Below are 26745 nucleotides of genomic sequence, written 5' to 3' on the forward strand. Positions count from 1 at the left end.
AATTCCCCGATGAGTTCCGAGACAGAGGTCGCACCGGAGCCGGTGCGCAAACGTTCGCTGTACCGCGGCGATCCAGGCATGTGGTCCTGGGTGCTACACCGCATCACAGGCGTGACGATCTTCTTCTTCCTGTTCGTGCATGTGCTCGATACGGCGGTGATCCGTATCGACCCGAACAAGTACTCGGAGATCATCAACACCTATAAGACCCCGATCATCGGTCTCATGGAGATCGCACTCGTGGCGTGCGTGCTCTATCACGCACTCAACGGCCTGCGCATCATCCTGATCGACTTCTGGTCGAAGGGCCCCAAGTACCAGCGTCAGATGCTGTGGGTGATTCTCGGACTGTTCGTGGTGGTCTTCGGTGCCGCGGCGATCCGACTCCTGCAGATCCTCATCGAGCACGCGTTCTAAGGAGATACGACAATGACCACATCTCCTACCTCACAGAACGTCGCCAAGTCGCTGGGCACCCAGTACGACCGGCCCGCCAGCCTCGACAATCCGCGCTCGCCGCGCAAGCCCCGAGGCGGCAACTTCGAGAAGTGGGCATGGCTGTTCATGCGCTTCTCCGGTCTGGCGCTGATCATCCTGACCATCGGCCACATGTTCATCATGCTGGCGTGGGACAACGGCGTGCACCGCATCGACGCATCGTTCGTCGCGGCTCGCTGGCGTGAGCCCTTCTGGCAGATCTGGGACCTCACCATGCTGTGGCTGGCCCAGTTGCACGGCGGCAACGGTGTGCGCACGGTGATCGCCGACTACTCGCGCAAGGACTCGACCCGCTTCTGGCTGAACGTGCTGCTCGGGGTCTCGATGATCCTCGTGCTGGTGTTGGGCACCTACGCGCTGCTCACCTTCGACGTGAACAGCGCAAACTAAGGAGACCACTGAAGATGCAGGAACACCGTTACGACGTCATCATCGTCGGTGCAGGCGGCGCCGGTATGCGCGCAGCGATCGAAGCAGCGCCCCGCGCCCGCACCGCAGTGTTGACCAAGCTCTACCCCACGCGTAGCCACACCGGCGCGGCGCAGGGCGGCATGTGCGCCGCGCTGGCCAACGTCGAAGAGGACAACTGGGAGTGGCACACCTTCGACACGGTCAAGGGCGGCGATTACCTCGCCGACCAGGACGCGGTGGAGATCATGGCCAAAGAGGCCATCGACGCCGTGCTCGACCTCGAGAAGATGGGCCTGCCGTTCAACCGCACGCCCGAGGGCAAGATCGACCAGCGTCGTTTCGGTGGTCACACGCGTGACCACGGCAAGTCGCCGGTGCGTCGTGCCTGCTACGCGGCCGACCGCACGGGCCACATGATCCTGCAGACCCTGTACCAGAACTGCGTCAAGCACGACGTCGAGTTCTTCAACGAGTTCTACGCACTCGACCTGTGCCTGAGCGAGAACGAGAAGGGCGAGCCGGTCGCCACCGGCATCGTCGCCTACGAGCTCGCGACCGGCGAACTGCACGTCTTCCACGCGAAGTCGATCATCTTCGCGACCGGCGGTTCGGGCCGTATGTACAAGACGACGTCGAATGCGCACACACTGACCGGCGACGGCGTCGGCATCGTGTTCCGCAAGGGCCTGCCCGTCGAGGACATGGAGTTCCACCAGTTCCATCCGACAGGCCTCGCGGGTCTCGGCATCCTGATCTCCGAAGCCGTTCGCGGTGAGGGCGGCATCCTGCGCAACGCCGACGGCGAGCGCTTCATGGAGCGCTACGCCCCCACCATCAAAGACCTCGCACCCCGCGACATCGTCGCGCGCTCGATGGTGCTCGAGGTTCTCGAGGGACGCGGCGCCGGACCGAACAAGGATTACGTCTACATCGACGTGACCCACCTCGGCGAGGACGTCCTGAACGAGAAGCTCCCCGACATCACCGAGTTCGCGCGCACCTACCTCGGCGTCGACCCGGTGAAGGAGTGGGTGCCGGTCTACCCGACCTGCCACTACCTGATGGGCGGAATCCCGACCAACATCGAGGGTCAGGTGCTGCGCAGCAACAACAACGACGACGTCGTCCACGGCCTGTACGCCGCAGGCGAGTGCGCGTGCGTGTCGGTGCACGGTGCAAACCGTCTCGGAACCAACTCGCTGCTCGACATCAACGTCTTCGGTCGTCGCGCCGGCATCGCAGCCGCCGACTACGCCAACAGCCACGGGTTCACCGACCTTCCGGAGAAGCCGACCGACATGGTCACCGGCTGGCTCGAGACCATCCTGTCCGAGCACGGACACGAGCGCGTCGCCGACATCCGCACCGCGCTGCAGCAGACGATGGACGACAACGCGTCGGTGTTCCGCACCGAGGAGACGCTCAAGCAGGCGTTGACCGACGTCCACGCTCTCAAGGAGCGCTACGACCACATCCGCGTGCACGACAAGGGCAAGCGCTTCAACTCCGATCTGCTCGAGGCAATCGAGCTGGGCTTCTTGCTCGAACTCGCCGAGGTCACCGTCGTCGGCGCGCTCAACCGCAAGGAATCGCGCGGCGGGCACGCCCGCGAGGATTACCCGAATCGCGATGACGTGAACTTCATGCGCCACACGATCGCCTACAAGAAGGGTGACAAGCTCCTTTCCGACATCGAGCTCGACTGGAAGCCTGTCATCCAGACCCGTTACGAGCCGATGGAGCGTAAGTACTGATGACCGCCACCATTGAGGCGCCGCACACCGACGAGCCGCCGTTGCCAGAAGTTCCGGACGAAGCGACCATGGTCACGCTGAAGATCATGCGTTTCAATCCGGAGGAGCCCGACGCCCAGGGCTGGGAGAGCTTCCGTGTTCCCGCGCTGCCGACCGACCGTCTGCTCAACCTTCTGCTCTATGTGAAGGGCTACCTCGACGGCACGCTGACGTTCCGACGCAGCTGCGCCCACGGCGTGTGCGGCTCCGACGCGATGCGCGTCAACGGCGTCAACCGCCTGGCCTGCAAGATGCTGATTAAGGACTTCCTGCCCAAGGACAAGTCCAAGGACATCACCATCACCATCGAGCCCATCAAGGGTCTTCCGGTGGAGAAGGACCTCGTGGTCAACATGGAGCCCTTCTTCGACGCGTACCGCGCGATCAAGCCGTTCCTCATCACCACCGGCAACGAGCCGACACGCGAGCGCATCCAGAGCCAGAAGGATCGCGCACGTTTCGACGACACCACCAAGTGCATCCTCTGTGCGTGCTGCACCACGAGCTGCCCGGTGTTCTGGAACGAGGGCAGCTACTTCGGCCCCGCCGCGATCGTCAACGCGCACCGCTTCATCTTCGACAGCCGCGACGAGGGCGCCGTCGAGCGCATGGACATCCTCAACGATTCCGACGGTGTGTGGCGCTGCCGCACCACCTTCAACTGCACCGACGCATGCCCGCGTGGCATCCAGGTGACCCAGGCGATCCAGGAGGTCAAGCGCGCCCTCATGTTCTCGCGCTGATCTCGGAATCACCGACGCAGACCCTCTCTGCAGCCCCGGCGAACCCACCATCCTCCGCGGATGGTGGGTTCGCTGTTTTCCGGGTTCGTTGTGTTTTGGCGCCCGATGAAACCGATCGGTGCTCGCGTGCGTCCAAGTCCTTTGAGGCCACAGCCGTGGACTCGACACGACGAACGGAGCTACCCCGTGAACACCCGATCAATCCTCGTCAGCCTGCTGATCCTCGTGTGCGGTGCACTACTGAGCACCACAACGCCCGCCGCGGCGTCGACCCGATTTCCGAGCACCGGCGACGTGGTGACCATCTCGGTCAGCTCCGACCGCGAGTGGAACGAGCAGATCGTGTGGTTCGACGCCGTCAACAAGATCCGCCACCAATCCGACGTGCGGCTTCCGACGCACGACGACGCCAGCGGCCTCTGGTCGGGGTCGCTCACGATTGTCAGCCGGTCCCGCAATCAGAACGTCGACGTCTCGTTCGGCTCGACGGGCCGCTTCGCGCGCTGCGAGATCTGGGTCGGCAAGGTCAAGGTGCGCGACCACACCGCCCGCGGCGCCCACGCCCTCGCGACCTGCGACCGTCCGACGCCGCGTCGAAAGGGCTGAGGCGCCGCCGGTTGTCGGCCGGGGCGGGGTCGGGTCGGGGGCGCACTCTGGCTCTGGCTCCCGCCCGGGGCAGAAAGCGGGGGAAGGGTTCTTTCCCCGGGGTGTCGACGTTTCCCCGCGAAGCTACCCAGGGAACGGCTCAAAACCCGAGGAAGGATCGTTTCCCTTAGTTTCTGCGCAGGTCAGCGCCCCGACCAGTCCGCCGGCGGCCGTGGGCCCGTCCCAGCCAAGGCCACGGCCGACCTTCCCCTAGTTCCCGACGCCGCGCGACGCCGGTTCACGCGCGCGCCGCGGACAGCTCCCAAAACACACGGAAAAATGTCGCGGAAAGAACTCTTCCCCGACTCCTCGACGTTTCCCGCGAAGCTACCCAAGCAAGAGCACACAACCCGAGGAAAGAATCCTTCCCCACTTTTTGCGCGGGCCGAAACCGGTCCGGACGCGCGCGCCCGAGCCGCCCCGCGCACACCCCAACCCCTGAGCGCGCCTAAACTCTTTAGCCTCGTCAAATCGGACACAAATAGCGCTTTCCGAACCGATTCCGCCGATTGGCCGTCGATTTGCTCAGTCACCGCGCGCACACTCTGCGGGAACCATAGTCTTGACGAACTACTGAGCGACGTCATAGGGGGTGATCGCGGCATGGCGGAGAAGCTTCACGCCGAGATCCAATCGGGCGACAAAGGGCTGCGGGCCGGGTCGATCGGACTGCTGGGCAACGTGATCATCGGTCTGTCGGCCGTGGCACCCGCCTACAGTCTCGCCGCGACGCTCGGCTATGTGGTCGCTGCGGTGCACAGCAAAGCGCCGGCGATGTTCGTGATCGCGTTCATTCCGATGCTGCTGGTGGCATTCGCCTACCGAGAACTCTCGCGCGATACCCCCGACTGCGGCACCACCTTCACTTGGGGCACCAAAGCGTTCGGGCCGTGGATCGGGTGGATCGGTGGATGGGGTCTCGCGGTGTCGGCGATCATCGTGCTCGCCAACGTCGCCGAGATCGCGGCCGTGTACCTGCTTCGCTTTCTGCACCTCGATTCACTCGCCGACAACCTGTGGGCCAAAGTCGCCCTCGGATGCTTCTTCATCATCGTGATGACGTGGATCAGCATCCGCGGCATCGTCATCAGTGAGCGCATCCAGTCGGTGCTCATGTTCATCCAGTTCGGCATCCTGATCCTGGCGAGCGTCATCGCGCTCGTGAAGGTCGCGACCGACCACGCCGGCCCCCAGGCCGTCACACCCCAGTGGAGTTGGTTGTCGCCGACGGGTCTCGACCAGTCGTCGATCGCCGCGGCGGTGATCCTGTGCATCTTCATCTACTGGGGATGGGATGCGTGTCTGGCCGTGGGCGAGGAAACCAAGGATCCCGAGAAGACACCCGGCCGGGCGGCGGTGATCTGCTGCCTGATCCTCGTTGCCACCTACGTACTGGTCGCCTACGCCGTCGAGTCGTTCGCTGGTTTCGGCACCACCGGCATCGGCTTGAACAACCCCGACAACACCGACGACGTGCTCACCATCCTCGGCGAACCGGTCGCGGGTGCGGTGATGGCGTCGGCGTTGCTGCTCGTCGTCAGCATCTCGGCCCTGTCGTCGACGCAGTCGACCATCCTGCCGACGGCACGCGGCACGCTGTCGATGGCCGTGTACAAGGCTCTCCCCCAACGGTTCGCCTACATCCACCCGCGCTACATGACGCCTGCGTTCGGCACGGCCGTGATGGGCGCGTCGGCGTTGGTCTTCTACCTCGTTCTGTCGTTCGCGAGTCAGAACACGCTTGCCGACTCGATCGCGTCACTCGGTCTCGCCGTCGCGTTCTACTACGGCATCACCGCGTTCTCGTGTGTCTGGTACTTCCGTCGGACGCTGTTCGACTCCGCTCGCAACTTCTTCATGCGCGGACTCTTCCCGCTTCTCGGCGGCATCGCGATGGCCTGGGCATTCATCAAGAGCGCCATCGACATGATCAACCCCGACTACGGTTCGACGTCGGTCGGCGGAATCGGTGGCGTGTTCATCCTCGGCGTCGGCATGCTGGTCCTCGGCGTCCCGTTGATGCTCGCGTGCTGCGCCGCCGACAGCGACTTCTTCAAGGGCAAGACCCTCAACGCGAATACCGAAGTGAAGGTCCCCGATGTCTACTGACAACACCTCCGCTGCGAACCCGAAACGTGTCGCAGTCGGCTATCTCGCCACCCAGTCGGGTGACGACGGCGTGGCACTCGGCGCGGCCATCGCCACCAAGACGGGCGCTGCCATCGACCTGATCTGCGTGGTCCATCCTGTGCCCTACGACGGTCAACCGGGCATCGACCAGTACATGGAACGCCTCGAGAACCAGGCGGCGGAATGGCTTGCCGACGGCGCATCACGCATCCCGGAGGGCATCGAGGTGCGCACCGTCGTCACCGTGCACGAGTCGTTCACCGAGGGCCTCATCGACGTCGCCGAGCAGTCCGGCGCGGCGATGATCGTCGTCGGCGGCACGGGCGACGGCATCATCTCGCGCCACGCCCTCGGCACGGTGAGTACCGAGTTGCTGCATTCCTCACCGCTGCCCGTTGCGCTGGCGCCGCGTGGATACGCGCGTCGCTCCGACGTCGTAATCGACATGATCACCATCGCCGTGCCGGTCAAGAAGTCGGCCAGCGATCCCCTCTCGTTCGGCATCCGCTTTGCCGAAGCCGCGTCGATCGACGTGCGTCTGCTCTCGCTGGTGTCGCTGGAGAATCCGGCGGCCGACGACACCAGCCTCGCGGTACGCAAACAACAGGTCGACGTGGCGCGAGAGCTTCTCGAGCACACCCGTGACCAGCTCGACGTCGACCTCGAGGTCGACGTTCTCGTTGCCGACGGCGACACCCTCGACGAAGCGCTCGACAATCTGCCGTGGGACGCGAATGACATCGTCGCTGTCGGCTCGGGGCATCTCGGCGCCGACAACCGCGTCTTCCTCGGCTCGACCGCCGCGCGCATTCTGCGCTGGACCACTGCCCCTGTGATCGTCGTACCCAAGGAATCAACACCTGACACGGAAACGACAAACACGAAACCGACAGCAACGAAGGCACAGGGCGAGTGACGACGCTGCGACTGCTCGAGATCAGGCACGCCGAGTGCGAATCACTCGGCACGTACGCGGGCGGTCTTCCACACGACGCCGAGGTCACCACGTTGCGAGCCGAGCGCGACACGTTTCCCGACGACCCTGCGTCGTTCGACGCCATCGCGGTGATGGGCGGCGGAATGGGAGCCAACGACGGCCCGACCTATCCGTGGATCGACGACGAGATCGACTTCCTGCGACGAGCGCTGTCCAAGGACGTACCGATCTGGGGAGTCTGCCTCGGATCGCAGTTGCTGGCGAGCGCGGCCGATGCGAAGGTCAGTACGGGGCCTGCCCCCGAGATCGGGATCTCGAAGGTCACCTGGACCTCGGATGGCGTCATCGACCCTGTGTGGAAAGGTCTGTCGGACAAGACATTCGACAGCATGCAGTGGCATTACGACACGTTCGATCTACCCGCCGGTGCGACGCTGCTGGCATCGTCGGAGTCGTACGCCAACCAGGCGTTCCGCCTCGGCGCGAGTTACGGCCTGCAGTTTCATCTCGAAGTCGACACCCCGCTTTTCGCCACCTGGCTCGACGACCCCGCCTACCGCACCGAACTCGTCGACGCGCTGGGTCCGGGCGGTCCCGACCGGGTCAGCGCCGACCTCGCCGACGTCGAGTCGACGACCCGCGCGATGGCTGCGGCGGCGATGTCGCGGTGGCTCGACATCGTCGTCGCGCGGCAAGAACGCTAGCCCGTTCACACCTCGCACACCTGCGCCACGCGGGCTACGTGTAGTTCCACGGCGTCGCCGAGCAGGCTGTCGCTGGTGGCGGCGTCGATGTGCCCACGTTGTTCGAGCGCGAGAACGCCGTTGATGGCCGCCCACGCGAGCAGTACCGACGATCGTGCGGCGGGGTCGGCAGAGTCGATCGCATCGATCACGTCGTCGGCTACGCCCGCGAGTACCCGCCCGATCTCCGACCGCGCCTGGTCGACGACGTCCCCATGCACCTCGGACACGTCGGCGAGACCCAGCATCCGGAACGCGAGCGGTTCGTCCCGATGAAAGCGCACGTACTCCTCGAACGCCGCTCGAGCCGTCGGTGCACCGCCACCGGTTCGCTCGACACTGCGTCGCATCCGCTCGGCGTGCTCGCGCGCCAGTCGACACGCGACCACCGCGTAGACCTCCGCCTTGCCGTCGGGGAAATTCCCATACAGCGACGTCAGCGCGACGTCGGCGTGCGCGGCGATCGCATCGACCGACGTCGCGCGAAATCCGTTGCGTGAGAACAACTCGGCCGCGGCATCGAGGACTGCGGCACGCGTACGCCGCCGTCGTCGATCGCGGGGCTCGTCAAGCAATGAGGACATGTGCTAATTGTAGTCTGACTACGTTTTCATAGTCCAACTACAGAAGGATCGACATGTCTCCCACTGTGACCACCTCCGACCTGCCAACACCCGCCGACGGCTCCGAGGCGATCTCACTGCTCATCCCTCGCTCGCCCTTCGTGGCGGAACTCGGGCTTCGACTCACCGATATCTCCGACGGCCACGCCGAACTGGTCATGCCCTACCGGCCGGAGCTGACGACCGTCGGCGAAATGGTCCACGGCGGCGCGATCAGCGCATGCGCGGACATCGGAATCATGGCGGCAGCGTGGGCTGGCCGACCGATCCCCGATCGGCTTCGCGGGGTCACCACCTCGATGTCGGTGAGCTTCATCAACCCACTGATCGCCGACGATCTACGCATCGTCGCCGACCGCCTCCACAACGGAAACCGGCTGTGCCACTGCACCGTTGATCTGATCTCCGCAAGCGCCGGCCAACTTGTCGCCCGCGCGACCGGCACCTATCAAATCGGCTGACCGACGGCCGCGCTCCCACCGGGCGCCAACCCTTGTTGACACTGCTTACATTGGCGCCTAGCGTCGAACCATGCAGACGATCCTGGGCGCGAACGGGCAGATAGGCACAGAGCTCGCTCGTGATCTCCACCGCAACCACACCCGCGACATCCGACTCGTCAGCAGACAACCCCGGCGGGTCAACGAGACCGACGAACTCGTCGCCGCCGACCTCATGGATGCCGCACAAACCGACGCGGCTGTAGCGGGAAGCGACATCGCATACCTGACCGTCGGACTGCCCGCCGATTCTCAGATGTGGGCGCAGCGTTTTCCGGTGATGATGCGCAACGCGATCGACGCATGCGCTCGCCACGGCACGAAGCTCGTGTTCTTCGACAACACCTATATGTATCCGATGACGAGTGAGCCACAGACCGAGGACACCCCGTTCCGCCCCGTAGGCAGCAAGGGCCGCACGCGCGCACAGACCGCAACCATGTTGCTCGACGCGATGACCGCGGGAACCGTCGACGCCGTGATCTGTCGTGCCCCAGAGTTCTACGGTCCGAACCAGACCCAAAGCTTCACCAACGCACTGGTTTTCGACCGAATCGCGCAACATAAGAGAGCGTTCGTCCCGATCCGGGACGACACCCTGCGCTCCCTGATCTGGACTCCCGACGCCAGCCGCGCGATGGCGCTGATCGGCAACACCGAGTCGGCCTACGGCCAGACCTGGCACCTGCCGATCGACAGCAACAGACGCACCTACGCACAACTGTTGGAGCTGACCTCACAGGCGAGTGGGCACCAGAACAAGTACACGGTGCTCGGCACACCCGTCTTCGCCCTCGGACGTCTGTTCAGCAAGAACGTCCGCGAACTGTGGGAATTGTTGCCCCGCTACGGCGTCGACACCGTCTTCGTCTCCGACAAGTTCACCCGAGCCTTCCCCGACTTCGCCGTCACCACCTACGACGCCGGCGTCGCCCAGCTCGTCACCCACTAGTCGACGCGCGCGGCCACATCAGCTGTCGAAACCCAGCCCCACCTTGTCCATCACGGTCAACCACAGTCCGCGCTTGCCCTGGCGGCGCTCGCTGCGAGCCAGTTCGCGGCGGGTCATGTTGATGCCGAACGCGCGCAAGGGTTCAGGCGGAAACGGAATCGGCTTGGAGCGCACCATGTTCAGACGCGTGCGCTCGGTGTCGGCACCGTCGACGAGGTCGAGTGCTGTTGCGGCAGCAAAATGCGACGCACCGACGCCGAGACCGGTGAACCCCACCGCGGTGACGACCCGTCCACCGTACGAGCGGTCCCAGAACGCGCAGAACCGCGAGCACGTATCGATGGCCCCACCCCACGCATGACTTGCGCGGATGCCCTCGAGTTGCGGGAACATCTGCAGCAGGTGCTCGCCCAGTAGCGCGAACTCACGCGGTTCCTGCTGGTGACGCGGCGAATCGTCGGATCTGTAGTGGTACAACGCATCCCAGCCGCCGAACAGAATCCGGTTGTCGGCCGTCAGACGAAAGTAGTGGAACCGCGGCCCCGCGTCGGCAAGTCCCTCCCTGCCCTTCCAACCGATCGACGCTAGCTGCGCCTCCGACAGCGGTTCGGTCATGATCGCGTAATCCCACACCGGCACCGTGTAGAGCCGCAGACGACGAACCAGCGACGGACTCGCCGACGTCGCGAGCACGGCTCGATCGGCGACGATCTCGCCGAGGCCGGTCCTCAGCCGCAACCTGTCACCCTCGCTGCTGATACCGGTCACTTCCGACTGCTCGAAGATCCGCACGCCGAGGCGCTCCGCGGCGTCGGCAAGACCCCACGCCAATCGCGCGGGGTCGAGCATGATGACGTCGGGATCGAACACCGCTCCCGCCACCATCGGTGAGTCGACCCGTTCGCGCGCCTGCTCCTCCGACAGCAGCGGAAGGTCTTCGCCGAGTTCCTTCGCCGACTCCGCGTACTCGGCCAATTCGTCTGCCTGCCAATCGAAATTGGCAAAGTCGAGTTCGCCGGTGCGCTCGGCGTCGGCGGCGATGCCGTGGCGGCGGATGGCCTCATCGATGGCGTCGAGTGTCTCGTGACCGAGGCGCAGAAGTGTCGGCAGCTCGTCGGCGAAGCGGTCCATGCCGTTGCCGAGGCCGTGGGTGAGGCTCGCCGAGCAGAAGCCGCCGTTGCGTCCGCTGGCGTGCTCGGCGATCCGATCGCGCTCGACGAGCACGATCCGACGTCCCGGATCGCGTTCTGCCGCTTGTACTGCGGTCCACAGTCCGGTGAATCCCCCACCGACGATGACGAGATCGGCGGTCACCTGACCGAGCACGCGCGGACGCGGCGCAGGCCGATCCGCGCGATCGAGCCAATACGACGACGCGTGCGCGGTAGAGACGAGTGCCGCCCCGCGTGCTGTGGGCTCGGTGGCCCATGCCTCGCTCATCAGCGGACCTCTCCCGGATTCGTGAACACCGTTCGATGCCAAGGCTTTCGGGCAACACCGGTGATGTCGCTCATCACGTGTTTGACGGTCAGGTACTCGTCGAGCGAGTACGTCGACATGTCCTTGCCGAAGCCCGACGCGCCGACACCGCCGTGCGGCATCTCGCTGATGATCGGGATGTGGTCGTTGATCCACACGCAGCCGGCCTTGATCTCGCGGCTCGCCCGCTGCGCGCGGTAGACGTCGCGCGTCCACGCCGATGCGGCGAGTCCGTAAACGGTGTCGTTCGCGCGGCGCAGCGCGTCGTCGTCGTCGGTGAAGGTCGAGACCGTCAGTACGGGGCCGAAGACCTCGTCGCGGTAGATCTCGGAGTCCTCCGCGACGTCGGCGATCAACGTGGGCGGGTAGAAGCTGCCGGGACCGTCGGGCAGCACCCCGCCGGTCACCACGCGCGCGCCGGCGGCGCGAGCACGTTCCACCATTGCCGCGACCTTGTCGCGGTGGGCGTGGGAGATGAGTGAGCCCATGTCGGTGTCGGGGTCGCGCGGATCGCCGACCCGCACCGATGACATGACATCGGCGACGCCGGTCACGAAATCGTCGCAGAGCGACGGCGCGACGATCGCTCGTGTCGCGGCCGTGCAGTCCTGTCCGGCGTTGATGAGGGCTCCGGCGACGGCACCCTGGATCGCGGCGTCGAGGTCGGCGTCGTCGAACACGACGAACGGTGCCTTGCCTCCGAGTTCGAGTTGTACGCGCGTGCCATGTGCCGCGGCCTGCGACATCACCATGCGCCCGACCGCCGTCGAACCGGTGAACGTCACGATGTCGATGTCGGGATGTCCGGCGATTGCGGCACCGACATCTGCGCCGGTGCCGACGAGGACGTTGAAGACGCCGTCTGGCACACCCGCCTCGGTTGCCAGGCGAGCGAGTGTCAGCGTCGTCAACGGGGTGATCTCAGCGGGTTTGAGTACCACTGAGCACCCGGCGGCCAACGCGGGCAACACTTTCCACACGGCCATCTGCAGGGGGTAGTTCCACGGAGTGATCGACCCGACGACCCCGACGGGTTCACGTCGGATCGACGACGTGTGCTCGCCCGAGTACTCCGCGCTCGCCTTGCCGTCGAGATTGCGTGCGACGCCGGCGAAGAAGTCGACGTTGTCGATACTGCCCGGCACGTCGAATTCCGTTGCGAGACGGATCGCCTTGCCGGTGTGGGAGACCTCCTCGCTCGCCAACAGATCGGCGTTGGCGTCGAGCAGACGCGCGAAGGCATGCAGTACCGCCGACCGCTCAGCGGGGGTGGCTCCACCCCAATCGTGTTGTGCGCGCGCGGCATGTGCGACCGCGGAGGTAACGTCGGAGCCGGAGGCGAGTACGAGGTGCGCTACCGGGGCATCGGTGGCGGGATCGATCACAGTGTGGTCGAGGCCCGATCCGCTGCTGGGAGCACCGTCGACCCAACCACTGGGAACTGTCGTGATGGTTGACACGACAGATCACGATACCGGCAAAACAACGGATTCACGACTTGGAGCAACAATTTCCAACCGAAACCGTGGTTTCGGTTGCCAATATCTGCTGAATCCGCCACCATCGACGTGTGGGCGAACCAATGTCGACACACCTCGACGCCATCGCGAAGAAGATCATCGAAGAACTCCAGGCCGACGGCCGGAGTTCATACGCGGCGATCGGCAAATCCGTTGGCCTGTCCGAAGCCGCTGTGCGCAACCGCGTCCAGAAGCTCAGCGAGAGCGGCCTGCTGCAGATCGTCGCGGTGACCGATCCACTCAAGCTCGGCTTCTCCCGCCAGGCGATGGTCGGCATCCGCTGCACCGGCGACACGGAGCGATTGGCCCGGCAACTGGCCGAGCATCCCGAAATCGACTACGTGGTACTGACTGCGGGTACCTACGACATCATGATCGAGGTCGTCTGCGAGGACGACGATCATCTCCTCGACATCATCAATCGCAGGGTTCGAACACACCCCGAGGTGAACTCGACCGAGACCCTCGTTTATCTGAAACTAGTGAAACAGCAATACAATTGGGGTACACGATGACCGCATCCGTAACCGAATCCCTCGGGCAGCGAAGCGCTGCGCACCTGTGGGGACACTTCTCCCGTCACGGCGACGAGATCACGCCACCGGTGATCACGCGAGGCGAGGGGGCACGCATCTTCGACGATCGCGGACGCAGCTACCTCGACGGACTCGCGGGACTCTTCGTCGTCCAGGTCGGGCACGGACGTGACGAGCTCGCCGAGGCAGCGGCGAAGCAGGCCAAAGAACTGGCGTTCTTTCCGCTGTGGTCCTACGCCACTCCCCCTGCCATCGAGCTCGCCGAACGACTTGCGGCCAACGCGCCCGGCGATCTCAACCGCGTCTTCTTCACCAGCGGCGGCGGCGAGGCCGTCGAAAGCGCGTGGAAACTGGCCAAGCAGTACTTCAAGCTGACCGGAAAACCGATGAAGCACAAGGTGATCTCGCGTTCGATCGCCTACCATGGCACTCCGCAGGGCGCCCTGGCCATCACCGGCATCCCCGACCTCAAGAAGATGTTCGAACCGTTGACGCCCGGAGGGTTCCGCGCGCCGAACACCAACATCTACCGCGCTCCCGACGAGGAACTGGCTGCCGACCCCAAGAAGTTCGGCCGCTGGGCAGCCGACCGCATTGCCGAGGCCATCGAGTTCGAGGGCCCCGACACCGTCGCAGCCGTGTTCCTCGAACCGGTCCAGAACGCGGGCGGATGTTTCCCGCCGCCGCCCGGATACTTCGAGCGTGTCCGCGAGATCTGCGACGAGTACGACGTCCTGCTGGTGTCCGATGAGGTGATCTGCGCTTTCGGCCGCATCGGTTCGATGTTCGCGTGCGAGGACTTCGGCTATCAGCCCGACATCATCACCTGTGCCAAGGGCATGACATCGGGCTACTCCCCGATCGGCGCGATGATCGCCAGTGAGCGACTCTTCGAGCCGTTCAACGACAACACGACGACCTTCGCGCACGGCTACACCTTCGGCGGTCACCCCGTGTCGGCGGCGGTCGCGTTGGCCAACCTCGACATCTTTGAGCGCGAGGGACTCAACGACCATGTGAAGACCACCGCTCCCGCGTTCCGATCGACACTCGAGAAGCTCCACGACCTCCCGATTGTCGGCGACGTGCGCGGCGAGGGATTCTTCTACGGCATCGAGCTGGTCAAGGACAAAACCACCAAGGAGACCTTCACCGAGGCCGAGTCCGAGCGCATCCTGCGTGGATTCCTGTCGACCGCACTGTTCGACGCCGGTCTCTATTGTCGCGCCGACGATCGCGGCGATCCGGTCATCCAGCTCGCGCCGCCGCTCATCTGCGGCCAGGCGGAGTTCGACGAGATCGAGCAGATCCTGCGTGGCGTTCTGACCGAGGCGTACACGCTCCTCTGAGGTTCACCAGAGCAACGACGGTTCTCTGGGACTGACGGTTTTCCAAGTCGGCGAGGCGTCGGCGGACAAGCAGTTCCGCCGGCGCGCTACCGATGTGACGTGAGGCGCTGTAGCCTCCTGTGCGATATGCGTCCTCCTCGTGCCGTTGCGCCCGCCACAGACTTCGTCACCCGCTGCGTGGTCGTGCTGATCGTCGCTGTGGCCGGGATCGGCCCGACCACATCCCCGGCGTGGGCGGCCCCCACACAGGCACAGCCGCACGACTCGTCACCCGACACCGACCACTGCCCGCATCGGGTCTCGCCGCCGCCCGCTGTCGACGAGTCGGAAGTCGTGGCTCCCGGCTCGACAACACCATCCCCACTGCCGGTGCATTCGCCACCGGTCGGCGGCGAAGCGCTGGGTGGGTGCGGCGTCGTCGCCGACTCGTCGGCGGGTCGTGTGCCGGAGCGGCTGACGTCGGCGGCCTGGCTGGTCGCCGATCTCGACAGCGGCGCCGTGATCGCGGCCAAAGACCCGCACGGTCGGTACCGCCCGGCGTCGACCATCAAGGTCCTGCTCGCTCTCACCGCGCTGCGCTCGGGAATCTCGCTCGACAAACCGGTCACCGCGACGGCCGACGATTGGAGTGCCGAGGGCGACTCCTGCGGGATGGGACCGGGCGGCAAATACACCATGCGCGACATGATGATCGGACTCCTCATGGTGTCCGGAAACGACTGCGCCCACGTCATCGCGCGAGACCTCGGCGGCGTCGACGTCACGCTGACCAAGATGAATGAACTGGCCCGCTCACTGCAGGCGTACGACACCAGGGCGTCGACTCCGTCTGGTCTCGACTCCGCCGGAATGTCGACGTCCCCCTACGACCTCGCGGTGATCTTCCGTGCCGCCATGCAGAACTCGACGTTCCGCGACATCATCGCCATGCCGAACCACCCGTTCCCCGGGTACCCGAAACGACCCGACGTTCCCGGCGACGTCGACCATCCCGGCTACCTGATGCAGACGTCGAATCATCTTCTGCTCGAAGGCGATCCGGGCGTCCTCGGCGGTAAGACCGGATACACCGACGACGCGCAGAAGACGTTCGTCGGCGCCGTCAAGCAGGACGGTCGTACCGTTCTGGTGGTTCAGATGTACGGCCTGTCGACCGCCGACGACAACTACTGGGACCAGGCCCGCTCGCTCGTCACCTACGGCGCGCGAGCTCCACGTGAGGCGAAAGTGGGCGAGCTCGCATCGACCTCCGGCGAACGCGCGACCACCTCAGACGGCGCCCGCGCGAGTACCTCCGACGGCGCCCGCGCCACCACCTCCGACGGCGCCCGCGCCGGGGTCGCAACGACCGAAGCGCGGACGAGCCAGGGAGTGGCCTACCAGGATTCGACGTCTGGCTGGTCGGTGCGCATCCTCGTCGGACTCGTGGGGCTGCTGGTGGCGCTGCTCCTACTGCTGCTTGCGCTTCGCTTGTTCCGACGCCGCTGACCGGCTCGCGGGTCACGCTTCCATCGTCGAGAACGGCACCGTCCCGCTCACCCGTTTCCTTCCGGCTTATTGAATTCAATAAGCCGGAAGGAAACGGGTGAGCGTATGCGTGTGCTCGACTCGTCGGGTCAGTCGCCGCGCTCGTACCGCGTCACGAGAGCCACCGCGTCACGAGAGCCACCGCAGCGCCGATCGCCGCCGCCGCGGCCAACGGCCCGGCCTTCGGCACGGGATCCGCCTCGTACACCGGGCGCACGACGACGGTGGGCGGCTCGGGCTGTTCGGTGGGATCGACGACTTGGTAGGGCTCATTGGCACGATCCGTGGCACACCACGCCGTGGCGTACAGGACGATTCGCGAGGCCAGGTAGCCGAAGACCATGACGCCGAGCAGTGGTCCGAAGGCGGCGCCCGCCGGACTGCCGAGCACCGATTTCAGGTAGATGCCCGCGACGGACTTGAGGATCTCGAAGATGATCGCGGTGAGGAGCGCCGCCTTGAGCACGTTGCGAAACGGCAACGGATTCAAGGGAAGTCGGGCAAAGACGAACACGAAGAGCAGCCAGGTCGCTACCAGCGACACCACGATGGCCAGAACCCGCACCACGACAGTCGAGCCACTGAAGCCGTCGACATGCGCCCACTCGAGGATCTTGTTGATCAACCCGCTGTTGCCCAGGGCGGTCAGGCCGAGCGTGAACAGGAAGGCGAGACCCAGCAACACGAAGATCACGAGGTCGCTGATCTTCGACTTGACCGCATTGCGGTTGACCCTGCCGCCGAACATCTCGGTCATTCCGACGCGCACACCGGAGATCCACCCGATACCGGTCAGTCCCGCACCGATCAGACCGATGATGCCGACGGTCGCGCGTGAGTCGATGGCCGAGTCGATTGCGCTCTCGAGCGTCGTGCCGAGCTCGCCGGGCATGGCCTTGACGATCTCGTCCTTGATGGTGTCGAGCCACTCCGGGTGGGCCGCGAGGACAAAACCGCCGATCGAGAAGGCGACCATGATGATCGGCACGATCGAGAGGATTCCGGTGAAGGTGATACTCGCGGCGTAGAGGTTGCCGCGACGATCGTTGTACCGCTGCACCGTGCGCATGATGTGGTCGAGCCAGCCCCACCGCTCGCGGGCCGACTCGAACTCGTCCTTGCCGCGCACGACAAGCGCTTTGCCCGAATCGATCACCGAAGCCATAGACCCTCGTTTCCCCATCGGTCGGTGCTGTCTCTCCTCACCGTGTCTACCGGAAACGAGTGCTGCGGGTCAGGATTTGTTTGCTGACACGCTCGGCGCCAGGAAACCCACCTTGTCGTAGACATCGCGCAGCGTCGCAGAGGCCACCGAGCGTGCCCGCGCTGCACCGTCGGCGAGGATGCCATCGAGGTAGGCCGGATCGGCGAGATATTCGTCGACGCGTCCGCGCAGTGGGGTCACGAAGTCGCTGAGGACGTCGGCTGTCTCGACCTTCAGGTCGCCGTATCCCTTGCCCTCGTACTTGGCGACGAGATCTGCGACCTCCACGCCAGACAACGCCGACTGGATGGTGAGCAGATTCGAGACTCCCGGCTTGTTCTCGGGATCGAACGCCACCTCACTACCCGTATCGGTCACCGCCGACCGGATCTTCTTGGCGGACCGTTTCGGGTCGTCGAGAAGATTGATCAACCCCTTGTCGGTCTCGGCCGACTTGCTCATCTTGGCCGTCGGGTTCTGGAGGTCGTAGATCTTCGCGAACTCCTTGACGATGTACGCCTGCGGCACGGTGAACGCCTTGCCGAAACGCTTGTTGAATCGTTGCGCCAGATCTCGGGTGAGCTCGAGGTGCTGCCGTTGGTCTTCGCCGACGGGTACCTGGTCGACCTGGAACGCGAGGATGTCGGCGGCCATCAGGATCGGATAGGTGAACAACCCGACGCTCGACGACTCGACGCCCTGCTTGGCGGCCTTGTCTTTGAACTGCGTCATCCGGCTTGCCTCGCCGAATCCGGTGATGCAGTTGAGAACCCAGGTGAGCTGCGCGATCTCGGGAACGTGCGACTGGACGTACACGGTCGAGCGGGCGGGATCGACACCGACGGCGAGCAACTGGGCCACCGACATGCGTGTGCGGTCGGCGAGAACCGACGGGTCGAACTGCACTGTCAGCGCGTGCATGTCCGGGATGAAGTAGAAGGCGTCGAACTCGTCCTGCAACTCGACCCACTGACGCACCGCACCCAGATAGTTACCCAGGTGGAAGGAATCGCTGGTCGGTTGGATACCCGACAACACCCGCCGACGCGTACCCGACGCAGGTGATTTCTCGACGTCGCTCATGGTTTCCAGTCTCTCAGACGGCAGCACCTCATTATTCGGAGGTGGTATCCGCAGGGTGCTACTCGGCGGTCATTCGAAGACGACGGTGACCGGTGCGTGATCAGACCACCGGCGGTCGTAGGCGTCGGCGCGGTCGACGAACGCTTTGACCGTGCGCTGCGCCATCGCCTTATTGGCGAGGTGATAGTCGATCCGCCAGCCCGAGTCGTTGTCGAACGCCTTTCCGCGCCACGACCACCATGAGTACGGCCCGTCTGTGCCGGGGTGGAGTTCACGCATCACGTCAGACCAGCCGGACTCCAACAATCCGCCGACCCACTCCCGCTCGTGCGGGAGGAACCCCGGGCTGCGCAGGTTGCCCTTCCAGTTCTTGATGTCGCGCTCGGAGTGCGCGATGTTCCAATCACCGCCGACCACCACCGGACGTCGTTTACGTGCCAACGAGCCCAGGTGCGCGCCGAACGCGTCGAGGAATCGCTTCTTCTCGGCGAACTTCTCCACGTCCTTGTCCGACGAGGTGGCCGTCGGGGCCGCAGCGCCTTTGGGTAGGTAGAGGCTTGCGACGGTGACGGCTCCACCCTCGGTGTCGAGGTCTACCTCGAGATACCTTCCCGTGGAATCGAATTCGTCGCTGGAGAAACCGACGCGCACCGCCGTCGGCTCGGTTGTGCTGAGCACCCCGACGCCCGCATGTCCCTTGACGACCGACTCAGTCATCGACAGGTGCCATCCGTCGTCGAGAAGAGGTGTGAGAACCTCCCTGGCCTGATCTTCGCTGGCACGGATCTCCTGCAGGAGCACGACGTCGGTTCCGGATGAGCGCAGCCACGGAACGAATCCCGGGTTGTTCTCCGACCGCACCTTGGTGGCCGCTCGGACGCCGTTCACATTCACGGTGGTGATCGCAGTTGGCACGGTTCGCCACACTACGGCGAGCCACCGACATCGACGCCGCGCACCCCGTCGCAGCCCAATCCGGACCGAGTCCAAAAGGTAAGGCAAACCTTGCGATCATCCAGCTTTTATGTAAACCTTGCCTAACAGAATGCGAGGTGCGAGATGTTCGTGTGTATTTGCCGGGCCGTCACAGTGGACGAGGTCCACGAGCATTGCGACGCCGGAGCCAGAACTCCCGACGCCGTCAGCGAGCGCTGCGGCGCAGGCGAAGGCTGCGGAACCTGCATCGAACGACTCACCCAGATCGTCGCCTCTCGCACCGCAGGAAGGGTCGCCACAACAAGCGCAGCCTAGCCTGACCTGCAGAAACACCCCGTGTGGATATTCCCCACGGGGCCTTTTGGCGTGCTAGGTTCACTGACACAATCAGTCCGAACCGGAGGTATGCCATGCGTGGAGACGATGAGGTCATCGCTCTACTCAACGAGCAGTTGACCAGTGAACTCACCGCCATCAACCAGTACTTCCTGCACTCCAAGATGCAGGACAACTGGGGCTTGACCGAGCTCGCCTCGAAGACGAGGGCCGAATCGATCGAGGAGATGACCCACGCGGAGATCCTCACCGATCGCATCCTCTTTCTGGAAGGTCTGCCGAACTATCAGAAGCTGCTGCCGCTCCGCATCGGCCAGACCCTGCGCGAGCAGTTCGAGTCCGACCTCGCGATCGAGATCGAGGTGGTCAACCGCCTCAAGCCAGGCATCGTGCTGTGCCGCGAAAAGCAGGACATCACGACCGCCAAGATCTTCGAGGAGATCCTCAAGGACGAGGAGCACCACATCGACTATCTGGAGACGCAGCTCGAGCTGATCGAGAAGCTCGGTGAGCCGCTCTACCTGTCGAAGACGATCGCTACGCCCCCCGACGTGGGCTGAACCAGCCACTCACTCCGACTCGGCCCCGACACCAGCAGGTGTCGGGGTCGCTGTTGTCGATGTCGCTGTTGTCGATGTGGCTGTGTGCCGGGCAGCCGAGCGTCGGGCAACAGCCAACGCCACACCCAGTACGACGATGCCGGCAACCGCGAGTCCTGCCCCGAGGACCGACGGCGCTCGGTACCCGAACCCCGCGGCGATCACCACGCCACCGAGCCACGCACCGAGTGCGTTCGCAATGTTGAGCGCTGAATGGTTGAGCGCCGCGGCCAGCGTCTGAGCGTCTTCGGCCACGTCCATGAGACGCGTTTGCAGTGCGGGCACCATCGCCGTCGCACTGACCCCGACGAGGAAGGTCAGCGGAACGGCCGCCCACGGCGACGCGACGAATGCGGCAAACAATCCGAGCACCACCGCTGTCGCGACGAGTCCCACGAAAATGGCGCGCGGCACACTCGAATCGGCGGCGGCACCGCCGACCAGGTTGCCGACCACCATGCCGACGCCGAAGACCATCAACACCACCGGAACCCATCCGACCGAGATACCCGTGAGGCTTGTCAGCGCCGTGTTGAGATACGTGTAGAACGCGAACATGCCGCCGAACCCGACGACACCGATCGCCAGCGTCAACCACACCTGAGGCCTGGTGAGAGCGCCGAGCTCGGTCATCGGATTGGTGACGGCCATGTCGTCGAGTGCGGGCAACGTGACGAACAGCGCACCGATCGTCACGATGCCGATGATCACGACGACCACGAAAGCTGCTCTCCAGCCGAGACTTTCGCCGAGCCAGGTCGCCAACGGCACACCGAGGACATTGGCAACAGACAACCCGAGGAGAACCAGACCGACCGCCTTGGCACGGTTGCGAGGTCCGGCCAGGTGCGCAGCGACGAGAGCCGCGACACCGAAGTACGCGCCATGCGGGAGTCCCGCCACGAATCTCGCGACCATGAGGGTTGCGAAGTTCGGCGCCAGCACCGTCGCGGCATTGCCGACCGTGAATGCCACCATCAACGCGATCAACAGCGTGCGACGAGACATCCGCGCGGTCAGCGCTGCGATGAGCGGCGCCCCGACCACCACCCCGAGTGCGTAGGCCGAGACAACATAGCCCGCCGTCGGCTCGGAGACATGCACCGACGACGCGATGTTCGGCAACAAGCCCATCGCGACGAACTCCGTGGTGCCGATCCCGAAACCGCCCAGCGCCATCGCCAGCATGGCGAACCGACGAGTTGTGTCGGAGTGGACGACATTACTGCTGGTCCCGTCCGTGTTCGTCTCGGTTGGGGTGGTTGAGGACATTCACGCTGCAACGAGCACGCCAGGGGGCGTGATTCCGCCGTCGACGGTGAATTCGTTCACACCCGCCCGGCGCGGGGCCGGAGTCAGGCGGCTGGTGCGCCCTCCGCCGCTGGTTTCGGTGTCGCACTCTCCGCCGACGTTGCATGCGGCGTCGAGGCACCGGGTGTCGACTCGTCAGATGTCGACGTGTCGGCTGTTGGCTTGTCGGGTGTTGACGTGTCGGGTGTTGGCTGGGGCGCCGACGACTCTGGTGCAGGCGCCTGCGCGCCGCCGGGATTCTCGCTCGGCTGTGACGACTCCCCGCCCAGGTGCGGTTGGGGTTGCGGCGAGTCGCTGACAGTCGGAGGCGTCGACCCGGCTCCGGTGCCCGTCCCGTCAGCTGCGCCGTCGCCACCAACGCCGGCCGAATCGTCGACGACTTTGCCGCCAGAGGGACCCTCAGTGCCGGTGGAGCCCTCATCCCCGGTGCTGACCCCAGCTCCGGTGGTGCCGAGCCCTTCGTGGTCACCGACGTTCTTCTCCGTGACCACGGTCCCCGAGGCTTCGGCGATCTTCTCCGATGCCGACAGCGCCATCAGCGACTCGGTGTGGCTGGTCGTCGTCGGTGGAGTGCGCAGCGACGCGAGCCACTCTTCGAACGCGACAAGCGAAGGTCGGTACGCGGGTCCGGGAATGCCTGTGACATCGCGGCCGGTCAGTGTGTAGGCCCAGAACTTTCCGAAGTTCAGCGGCATCGACGCGATGCTCCTGACGCTGGTCCTCAACGCGTCGACGCCCTGCCCCCAGAGCACCGGATTCCATGTGAACAATCCTCGTGCCATGTCCTGGAACGTGTAGACGTCGGTGAGTACACCGCCGTAGCCGAGTTGGGGCAACTGCGGGAACCAACCCATGGCCCACCGGATCGGCGGCTGGAAGTCGGCCAGTGTGATGCCGAGGATGTCCGGGAACTTCCACCGCTTGCTCACGAGGTCGGGCACGGTCCAGCCGAGACCGAGTTTGTCGACGAACTGCTGGGTGAGGACCCACGCCGACGACGGCACGACGAGCTGACACGTACTGACCTGGCCAGTGGTGTTCTCGCAGTGCAACGGCTTGACTCCCCATGCGTCCCACAGGGCCCCGTTGGTCGCTGCCAAATACATGTAGAGCGGGTACAGACCATGCTTGACCCAGTAACCCGCGAAGCCATCGAGGGCACCGAGCGGATCGTGGAGCGGATCGGGCAGGTCGCAGATCGGATCGCCCGTGAAGCACACGGAGGTCACCGGAATTCCGCCGAAGTCGTCGACGCCGCGTCCGCCCGCCATGGTCAGTCCGGGGATCACGCCGATCAGAACGCGTTCGATGCCCTGTCCGTAGAGAGTTCCCGCTTGCCGCGGATCGGAGTAGAGCAGTCCGGAAACCATGCTCGGTGAGATCTCGTGTCCAGAAGTATTGCCGGTGCCGATGCCGGTGAGCACGTCGCCGGCGATTCCCGCGCCCTGCGAGTACCCGACGATCACGACCGGTTTGCCATCACACTGCGCCTGATAGCTCGCGACTGTCGACATCGTTGCCGCGACGCCCTGCGACTGACTGTCGTCGAAGCCGAAGGCACCCAACGGCCAAATCGACGCCGGATACTCGACGCGCTCGACGGTATAGCCGGCGTACTGCGGCTGACGCGTGACGCCGTCGAGCAAATGCGCCTGGGGATCCCACGTACCGCCGACGAAGACGAGTGCGCCGTTGCCACAATCGGCGCCGGCCTCGGCTCGCGCGACACCCGCGCCGGAAGTCTGGCCTATCGCGAGGAGAACCGCTGCGACTGCGGCGAGTCCGAGTGTGCTCGCCGCCCTGATCGATCGCCTGAAACCGAAGTGACCACCCATGCGTTCTCCACCAATCCGGCCGGTTCTGCCGTGTCATCGCGACGTGGTCGGAATCGGAGTTTGCCGACCCCTCGCGAATGATCGGATCGTAGAAGTCTGTGACCCACGCCACGGCAGAAACCGACGATCGCGCGGCGAACCGTCGATAAAGAACGTCAAATTCGACTGTTCGGACTACACGAGAAGGCATTCTTCGGGGCCATTCGCCGCCGACGAGCACCGCGGCCGCAACGACGCCTTGTCCAGCCCAAGAACCAGCCTGCGTCGGAGGGTTCTCACTTCATTTCGACCGTGTTATATCCTTGACGCCAGGTCATGAGTATCAGCGCAAAGCCCCGGCTCGCTGATCGGCAACCCTCCAACCGCGGTGGGGTGCTCCGGGTGATGACCGGGTTGTGGGACCCCGCTCCTCGATGATCTCCATCGAAGATGGTTTCGGGTCCCCGGCAAGCGCGGGTCCGAAGGTCGGACCCCAACAGGGTCGTCGTGCCCTGCCGACCGTAGAAAGTGACGCATATTCAATGTCTGACGTCGACGTCGACCAGAACCCAGCCGACAACTGGAGTTTCGAGACCAAGCAGATCCACGCGGGCCAGTCAGCCGACGCGGCAACCAACGCCCGCGCGCTACCGATTTACCAGACCACGTCGTACACCTTCAACGACACCACGCATGCCGCGAACCTGTTCGGTCTTGCCGAGCCGGGCAACATCTACACGCGGCTGATGAATCCGACGCAGGATGTCGTCGAACAGCGTCTTGCCGCTCTCGAGGGCGGCGTCGCGGCGCTGCTCGTCGCTTCGGGCCAGGCTGCGGAGACGTACTCGATCCTCAACATCGTCGAAAACGGCGGGCACGTCGTGTCGAGTCCTCGGCTCTACGGCGGAACGTACAACCTGTTCCACTACACGCTGCCCAAGTTCGGCATCGAGGTCACCTTCGTCGAGGATCCGGAGGATCTCGACTCCTGGCAGGCCGCCGTGCGCGACAACACCCGCGCGTTCTACGGCGAGTCGATCTCCAACCCGAACAACGAGATCCTCGACATCGAGGGCATCTCGGAGGTTGCACACCGCAACGGCGTGCCGCTCATCGTCGACAACACCGTCGCCACCCCGTACCTGCTCAATCCGCTCGCCCATGGCGCCGACATCGTCGTGCACTCGGCCACCAAGTACATCGGTGGGCACGGAACCGCGATCGGCGGCGTGATCATCGACGGCGGCACCTTCGACTGGCGTGTCCAGCGCGACGGGAAAGACCTCTTCCCCGGTTTCACCACGCCCGATCCGAGCTACCACGGTGCGGTCTTCGCCGATCTCGGCGCTCCCGCGTACGCGCTCAAGGCCCGCGTGCAGTTGCTCCGCGACACCGGTGCAGCCATCTCGCCGTTCAACGCATTCCTGCTCGCCCAGGGTCTCGAGACCTTGAGCCTGCGGGTCGAGCGTCACGTCGCCAACGCGCAGCGCGTCGCCGAGTACCTCAACGACAACCCGCAGGTCGAAGAGGTCTACTACGCCGGCCTTTCGTCGTCGCCCTGGTACAAGCGTGGCCAGGAGCTCGCGCCGAAGGGACAGGGTGCGGTCATCGGCTTCGAGATCGCAGGCGGCGTCGACGCGGGCAAGCGGTTCGTCGAGGCGCTCACGCTGCACAGCCACGTCGCCAACATCGGTGACGTGCGCTCGCTCGTGATCCACCCGGCATCGACCACCCACAGCCAGCTGACCCCCGAGGAGCAACTCGCCGCGGGTGTCACCCCCGGCCTCGTCCGCCTCGCGGTGGGCATCGAGGGAATCGACGACATTCTCGCCGACCTCGACCGGGGTTTCGAAGCAGCCAAGTAAACAATTCAGAGCAAGGAGCGAGGACACCTGTGTCGGTGAGCATCGACCCGCAGACGGATACAGAGCAACGGCCGGACTGGGAGAACGCCCCGGACGGCCAGATGCTCAGCGCCCGTCTCGGGTCGATCTCACTCGACAACGGTGAGCAGATCGACGACGTGACCCTCGCTTTTCAGCGGTGGGGAAAATTGTCACCTACCCGCGACAACGTCATCCTCACGCTGCACGCCCTGACCGGCGACTCACACGTCACCGGACCCGCAGATGCCGCTCACCCCTCCCCCGGCTGGTGGGACGGTCTGATCGGTCCCGGCGCGGCAGTCGACACCGACGAATGGTGCGTCATCTCGGCGAACGTGCTCGGCGGATGCCGAGGGTCGACCGGGCCTGCATCGCTGGACTCCACCGGCCGACCGTGGGGTTCGAGCTTCCCGCAACTCACCGTGCTCGATCAGGTCCGCGCCGAAGTCGCGCTGATGGATCATCTGGGCATCGAGAGTATCGGCGCGGTCGTGGGCGGCTCGATGGGCGGAGCACGGGCACTCGAGTGGATCATCGAGTATCCCGAACGGGTTCGAAGCGCACTCGTGCTCGCCGTCGGCGCTCGTGCGACAGCCGACCAGATCGGCACGCAGACAACGCAAATCGCAGCCATCACGTCCGATCCGGCGTGGCACGGCGGCGACTATCACGGCACCGGCGAGTCGCCGACGACCGGAATGGGAATCGCTCGCCGGATCGCACACCTGACCTACCGCAGCGAACCGGAACTCGACGAGCGCTTCGCGAATGACGCTCAGGGCCAAGAGAATCCGCTCACCGGCGGACGTTACGCCGTGCAGAGCTACCTCGAGCACCAGGCGGGCAAACTCGTCGAGCGCTTCGATCCGGGCAGCTACGTCATTCTCAGCGAAGTACTCAACCACCACGACGTCGGGCGCGATCGCGGTGGCGTGACGGCAGCACTCAACGCCTGCGACGTTCCTGTGATCGTTGGCGGTATCGACTCGGATCGCCTGTACCCCTTGCGGTTACAGGTCGAGCTCGCCGAAGAACTCGGCAATTGCGTCGGAGGCCTACAGGTGGTGCAGTCCGACAACGGACACGACGGATTCCTCACCGAATTCGACGCCATCGGCGATCTACTCAAGCGCACAGTCGATCTCGCGCGTCGCTGAACGTTCGGGTACCTCAGGCGTTCGGGTACCTCA

General features: G+C 64.9%; 25 protein-coding genes and 1 riboswitch. Of the genes, 17 read left to right on the forward strand and 8 right to left on the reverse strand.

Annotation, left to right across the window (positions count from 1 at the left end):
- Window positions 1-9 precede the first annotated feature (9 nt).
- The 8 genes from sdhC to ACRVY7_RS00525 all read left to right on the forward strand — a co-directional run bounded on the left by sdhC (window position 10) and on the right by ACRVY7_RS00525 (window position 7861).
- Window positions 10-417, forward strand: a complete 408-nt coding sequence (sdhC, locus tag ACRVY7_RS00490; RefSeq protein ID WP_082937859.1) for a succinate dehydrogenase, cytochrome b556 subunit — start codon at window positions 10-12, stop codon at window positions 415-417.
- A gap of 12 nt (window positions 418-429) precedes the next feature.
- Window positions 430-888, forward strand: coding sequence for a succinate dehydrogenase hydrophobic membrane anchor subunit (locus tag ACRVY7_RS00495; protein ID WP_049699570.1), 459 nt, complete (start codon window positions 430-432; stop codon window positions 886-888).
- Window positions 889-902: 14 nt separating this feature from the next.
- Window positions 903-2663 (forward strand): succinate dehydrogenase flavoprotein subunit, encoded by a 1761-nt coding sequence (gene sdhA, locus ACRVY7_RS00500; protein ID WP_049699571.1) that lies wholly within the window; start codon window positions 903-905, stop codon window positions 2661-2663.
- Window positions 2663-3445: a succinate dehydrogenase iron-sulfur subunit gene (locus ACRVY7_RS00505; RefSeq protein WP_431815597.1), complete on the forward strand. Its 783-nt coding sequence runs from the start codon at window positions 2663-2665 to the stop codon at window positions 3443-3445. The genes sdhA and ACRVY7_RS00505 overlap by 1 nt, the downstream gene beginning before the upstream one ends.
- 186 nt (window positions 3446-3631) lie before the next feature.
- Window positions 3632-4051 (forward strand): hypothetical protein, encoded by a 420-nt coding sequence (locus tag ACRVY7_RS00510; protein ID WP_431815598.1) that lies wholly within the window; start codon window positions 3632-3634, stop codon window positions 4049-4051.
- A 642-nt stretch (window positions 4052-4693) separates the two neighbouring features.
- On the forward strand, window positions 4694-6199 hold the full coding sequence (locus ACRVY7_RS00515; RefSeq protein WP_431815599.1) for an APC family permease: 1506 nt from the start codon (window positions 4694-4696) through the stop codon (window positions 6197-6199).
- Window positions 6189-7136 carry a universal stress protein gene (locus ACRVY7_RS00520; protein ID WP_431815600.1) on the forward strand — a complete coding sequence of 316 codons (948 nt, stop codon included), beginning with the start codon at window positions 6189-6191 and terminating at the stop codon, window positions 7134-7136. Before ACRVY7_RS00515 ends, ACRVY7_RS00520 begins: the two co-directional genes overlap by 11 nt.
- Window positions 7133-7861 carry a type 1 glutamine amidotransferase gene (locus ACRVY7_RS00525; RefSeq protein WP_431815601.1) on the forward strand — a complete coding sequence of 243 codons (729 nt, stop codon included), beginning with the start codon at window positions 7133-7135 and terminating at the stop codon, window positions 7859-7861. Before ACRVY7_RS00520 ends, ACRVY7_RS00525 begins: the two co-directional genes overlap by 4 nt.
- A 5-nt stretch (window positions 7862-7866) precedes the next feature.
- Here the strand turns inward: ACRVY7_RS00525 and ACRVY7_RS00530 are convergent, their stop codons facing one another.
- Window positions 7867-8484 carry a TetR/AcrR family transcriptional regulator gene (locus ACRVY7_RS00530; RefSeq protein WP_064870571.1) on the reverse strand — a complete coding sequence of 206 codons (618 nt, stop codon included), beginning with the start codon at window positions 8482-8484 and terminating at the stop codon, window positions 7867-7869.
- A 53-nt stretch (window positions 8485-8537) separates the two neighbouring features.
- On the opposite strand from ACRVY7_RS00530, the gene ACRVY7_RS00535 reads away from it, so the two are divergent.
- On the forward strand, window positions 8538-8984 hold the full coding sequence (locus tag ACRVY7_RS00535; protein ID WP_431815602.1) for a PaaI family thioesterase: 447 nt from the start codon (window positions 8538-8540) through the stop codon (window positions 8982-8984).
- Window positions 8985-9054: 70 nt separating this feature from the next.
- Window positions 9055-9975 (forward strand): NAD-dependent epimerase/dehydratase family protein, encoded by a 921-nt coding sequence (locus ACRVY7_RS00540; protein WP_431815603.1) that lies wholly within the window; start codon window positions 9055-9057, stop codon window positions 9973-9975.
- Between the two features lie 18 nt (window positions 9976-9993).
- On the opposite strand, the gene ACRVY7_RS00545 is transcribed toward ACRVY7_RS00540, so the two are convergent.
- Window positions 9994-11415, reverse strand: a complete 1422-nt coding sequence (locus ACRVY7_RS00545; protein WP_431815604.1) for an NAD(P)/FAD-dependent oxidoreductase — start codon at window positions 11413-11415, stop codon at window positions 9994-9996.
- Entirely contained in the window at window positions 11415-12914 is a 1500-nt protein-coding gene (locus ACRVY7_RS00550; RefSeq protein WP_431815605.1) for a gamma-aminobutyraldehyde dehydrogenase, read from the reverse strand. Before ACRVY7_RS00550 ends, ACRVY7_RS00545 begins: the two co-directional genes overlap by 1 nt.
- Before the next feature lie 122 nt (window positions 12915-13036).
- Here ACRVY7_RS00550 and ACRVY7_RS00555 point away from each other — a divergent pair, with 122 nt between their 5' ends.
- The 3 genes from ACRVY7_RS00555 (at window position 13037) to ACRVY7_RS00565 (ending at window position 16347) form a co-directional block, all read left to right on the forward strand.
- Window positions 13037-13489, forward strand: a complete 453-nt coding sequence (locus tag ACRVY7_RS00555; RefSeq protein WP_005174049.1) for an Lrp/AsnC family transcriptional regulator — start codon at window positions 13037-13039, stop codon at window positions 13487-13489.
- A complete protein-coding gene (locus ACRVY7_RS00560) occupies window positions 13486-14859 on the forward strand; it encodes an aspartate aminotransferase family protein (RefSeq protein ID WP_431815606.1) in 1374 nt (457 codons plus the stop codon). The genes ACRVY7_RS00555 and ACRVY7_RS00560 overlap by 4 nt, the downstream gene beginning before the upstream one ends.
- Window positions 14860-14985: 126 nt before the next feature.
- Window positions 14986-16347 (forward strand): D-alanyl-D-alanine carboxypeptidase family protein, encoded by a 1362-nt coding sequence (locus tag ACRVY7_RS00565; protein WP_431815607.1) that lies wholly within the window; start codon window positions 14986-14988, stop codon window positions 16345-16347.
- A gap of 151 nt (window positions 16348-16498) precedes the next feature.
- On the opposite strand, the gene ACRVY7_RS00570 is transcribed toward ACRVY7_RS00565, so the two are convergent.
- The 3 genes from ACRVY7_RS00570 to ACRVY7_RS00580 all read right to left on the reverse strand — a co-directional run bounded on the left by ACRVY7_RS00570 (window position 16499) and on the right by ACRVY7_RS00580 (window position 19588).
- Window positions 16499-17551: a YhjD/YihY/BrkB family envelope integrity protein gene (locus ACRVY7_RS00570; protein WP_431815608.1), complete on the reverse strand. Its 1053-nt coding sequence runs from the start codon at window positions 17549-17551 to the stop codon at window positions 16499-16501.
- Between the two features lie 69 nt (window positions 17552-17620).
- On the reverse strand, window positions 17621-18673 hold the full coding sequence (gene trpS / locus ACRVY7_RS00575; RefSeq protein ID WP_049699584.1) for a tryptophan--tRNA ligase: 1053 nt from the start codon (window positions 18671-18673) through the stop codon (window positions 17621-17623).
- Window positions 18674-18742: 69 nt separating this feature from the next.
- Window positions 18743-19588 (reverse strand): exodeoxyribonuclease III, encoded by an 846-nt coding sequence (locus ACRVY7_RS00580; RefSeq protein WP_431815609.1) that lies wholly within the window; start codon window positions 19586-19588, stop codon window positions 18743-18745.
- 144 nt (window positions 19589-19732) lie between these two features.
- On the opposite strand from ACRVY7_RS00580, the gene ACRVY7_RS00585 reads away from it, so the two are divergent.
- A complete protein-coding gene (locus ACRVY7_RS00585; protein ID WP_005207883.1) occupies window positions 19733-19924 on the forward strand; it encodes a (2Fe-2S)-binding protein in 192 nt (63 codons plus the stop codon).
- Window positions 19925-20019: 95 nt separating this feature from the next.
- Window positions 20020-20505, forward strand: coding sequence for a bacterioferritin (bfr, locus tag ACRVY7_RS00590; RefSeq protein ID WP_049699585.1), 486 nt, complete (start codon window positions 20020-20022; stop codon window positions 20503-20505).
- A gap of 9 nt (window positions 20506-20514) precedes the next feature.
- Here bfr and ACRVY7_RS00595 read toward each other — a convergent pair whose 3' ends face one another.
- Both ACRVY7_RS00595 and ACRVY7_RS00600 read right to left on the reverse strand, forming a co-directional pair.
- Window positions 20515-21816 (reverse strand): MFS transporter, encoded by a 1302-nt coding sequence (locus ACRVY7_RS00595; protein ID WP_431815610.1) that lies wholly within the window; start codon window positions 21814-21816, stop codon window positions 20515-20517.
- 83 nt (window positions 21817-21899) lie between these two features.
- Window positions 21900-23690, reverse strand: coding sequence for a cutinase family protein (locus ACRVY7_RS00600; RefSeq protein ID WP_431815611.1), 1791 nt, complete (start codon window positions 23688-23690; stop codon window positions 21900-21902).
- Between the two features lie 311 nt (window positions 23691-24001).
- A riboswitch (SAM riboswitch) is annotated at window positions 24002-24149 on the forward strand.
- Between the two features lie 62 nt (window positions 24150-24211).
- Between ACRVY7_RS00600 and ACRVY7_RS00605 the strand changes: the two genes are divergently transcribed.
- Entirely contained in the window at window positions 24212-25534 is a 1323-nt protein-coding gene (locus ACRVY7_RS00605) for a bifunctional o-acetylhomoserine/o-acetylserine sulfhydrylase (protein ID WP_064870580.1), read from the forward strand.
- Window positions 25535-25563: 29 nt separating this feature from the next.
- Window positions 25564-26712, forward strand: coding sequence for a homoserine O-acetyltransferase MetX (gene metX, locus ACRVY7_RS00610; protein WP_049699588.1), 1149 nt, complete (start codon window positions 25564-25566; stop codon window positions 26710-26712).
- Window positions 26713-26745: the final 33 nt, after the last annotated feature.

The organism is Gordonia jacobaea (assembly GCF_965344965.1).
Classification (GTDB): domain Bacteria; phylum Actinomycetota; class Actinomycetes; order Mycobacteriales; family Mycobacteriaceae; genus Gordonia; species Gordonia jacobaea.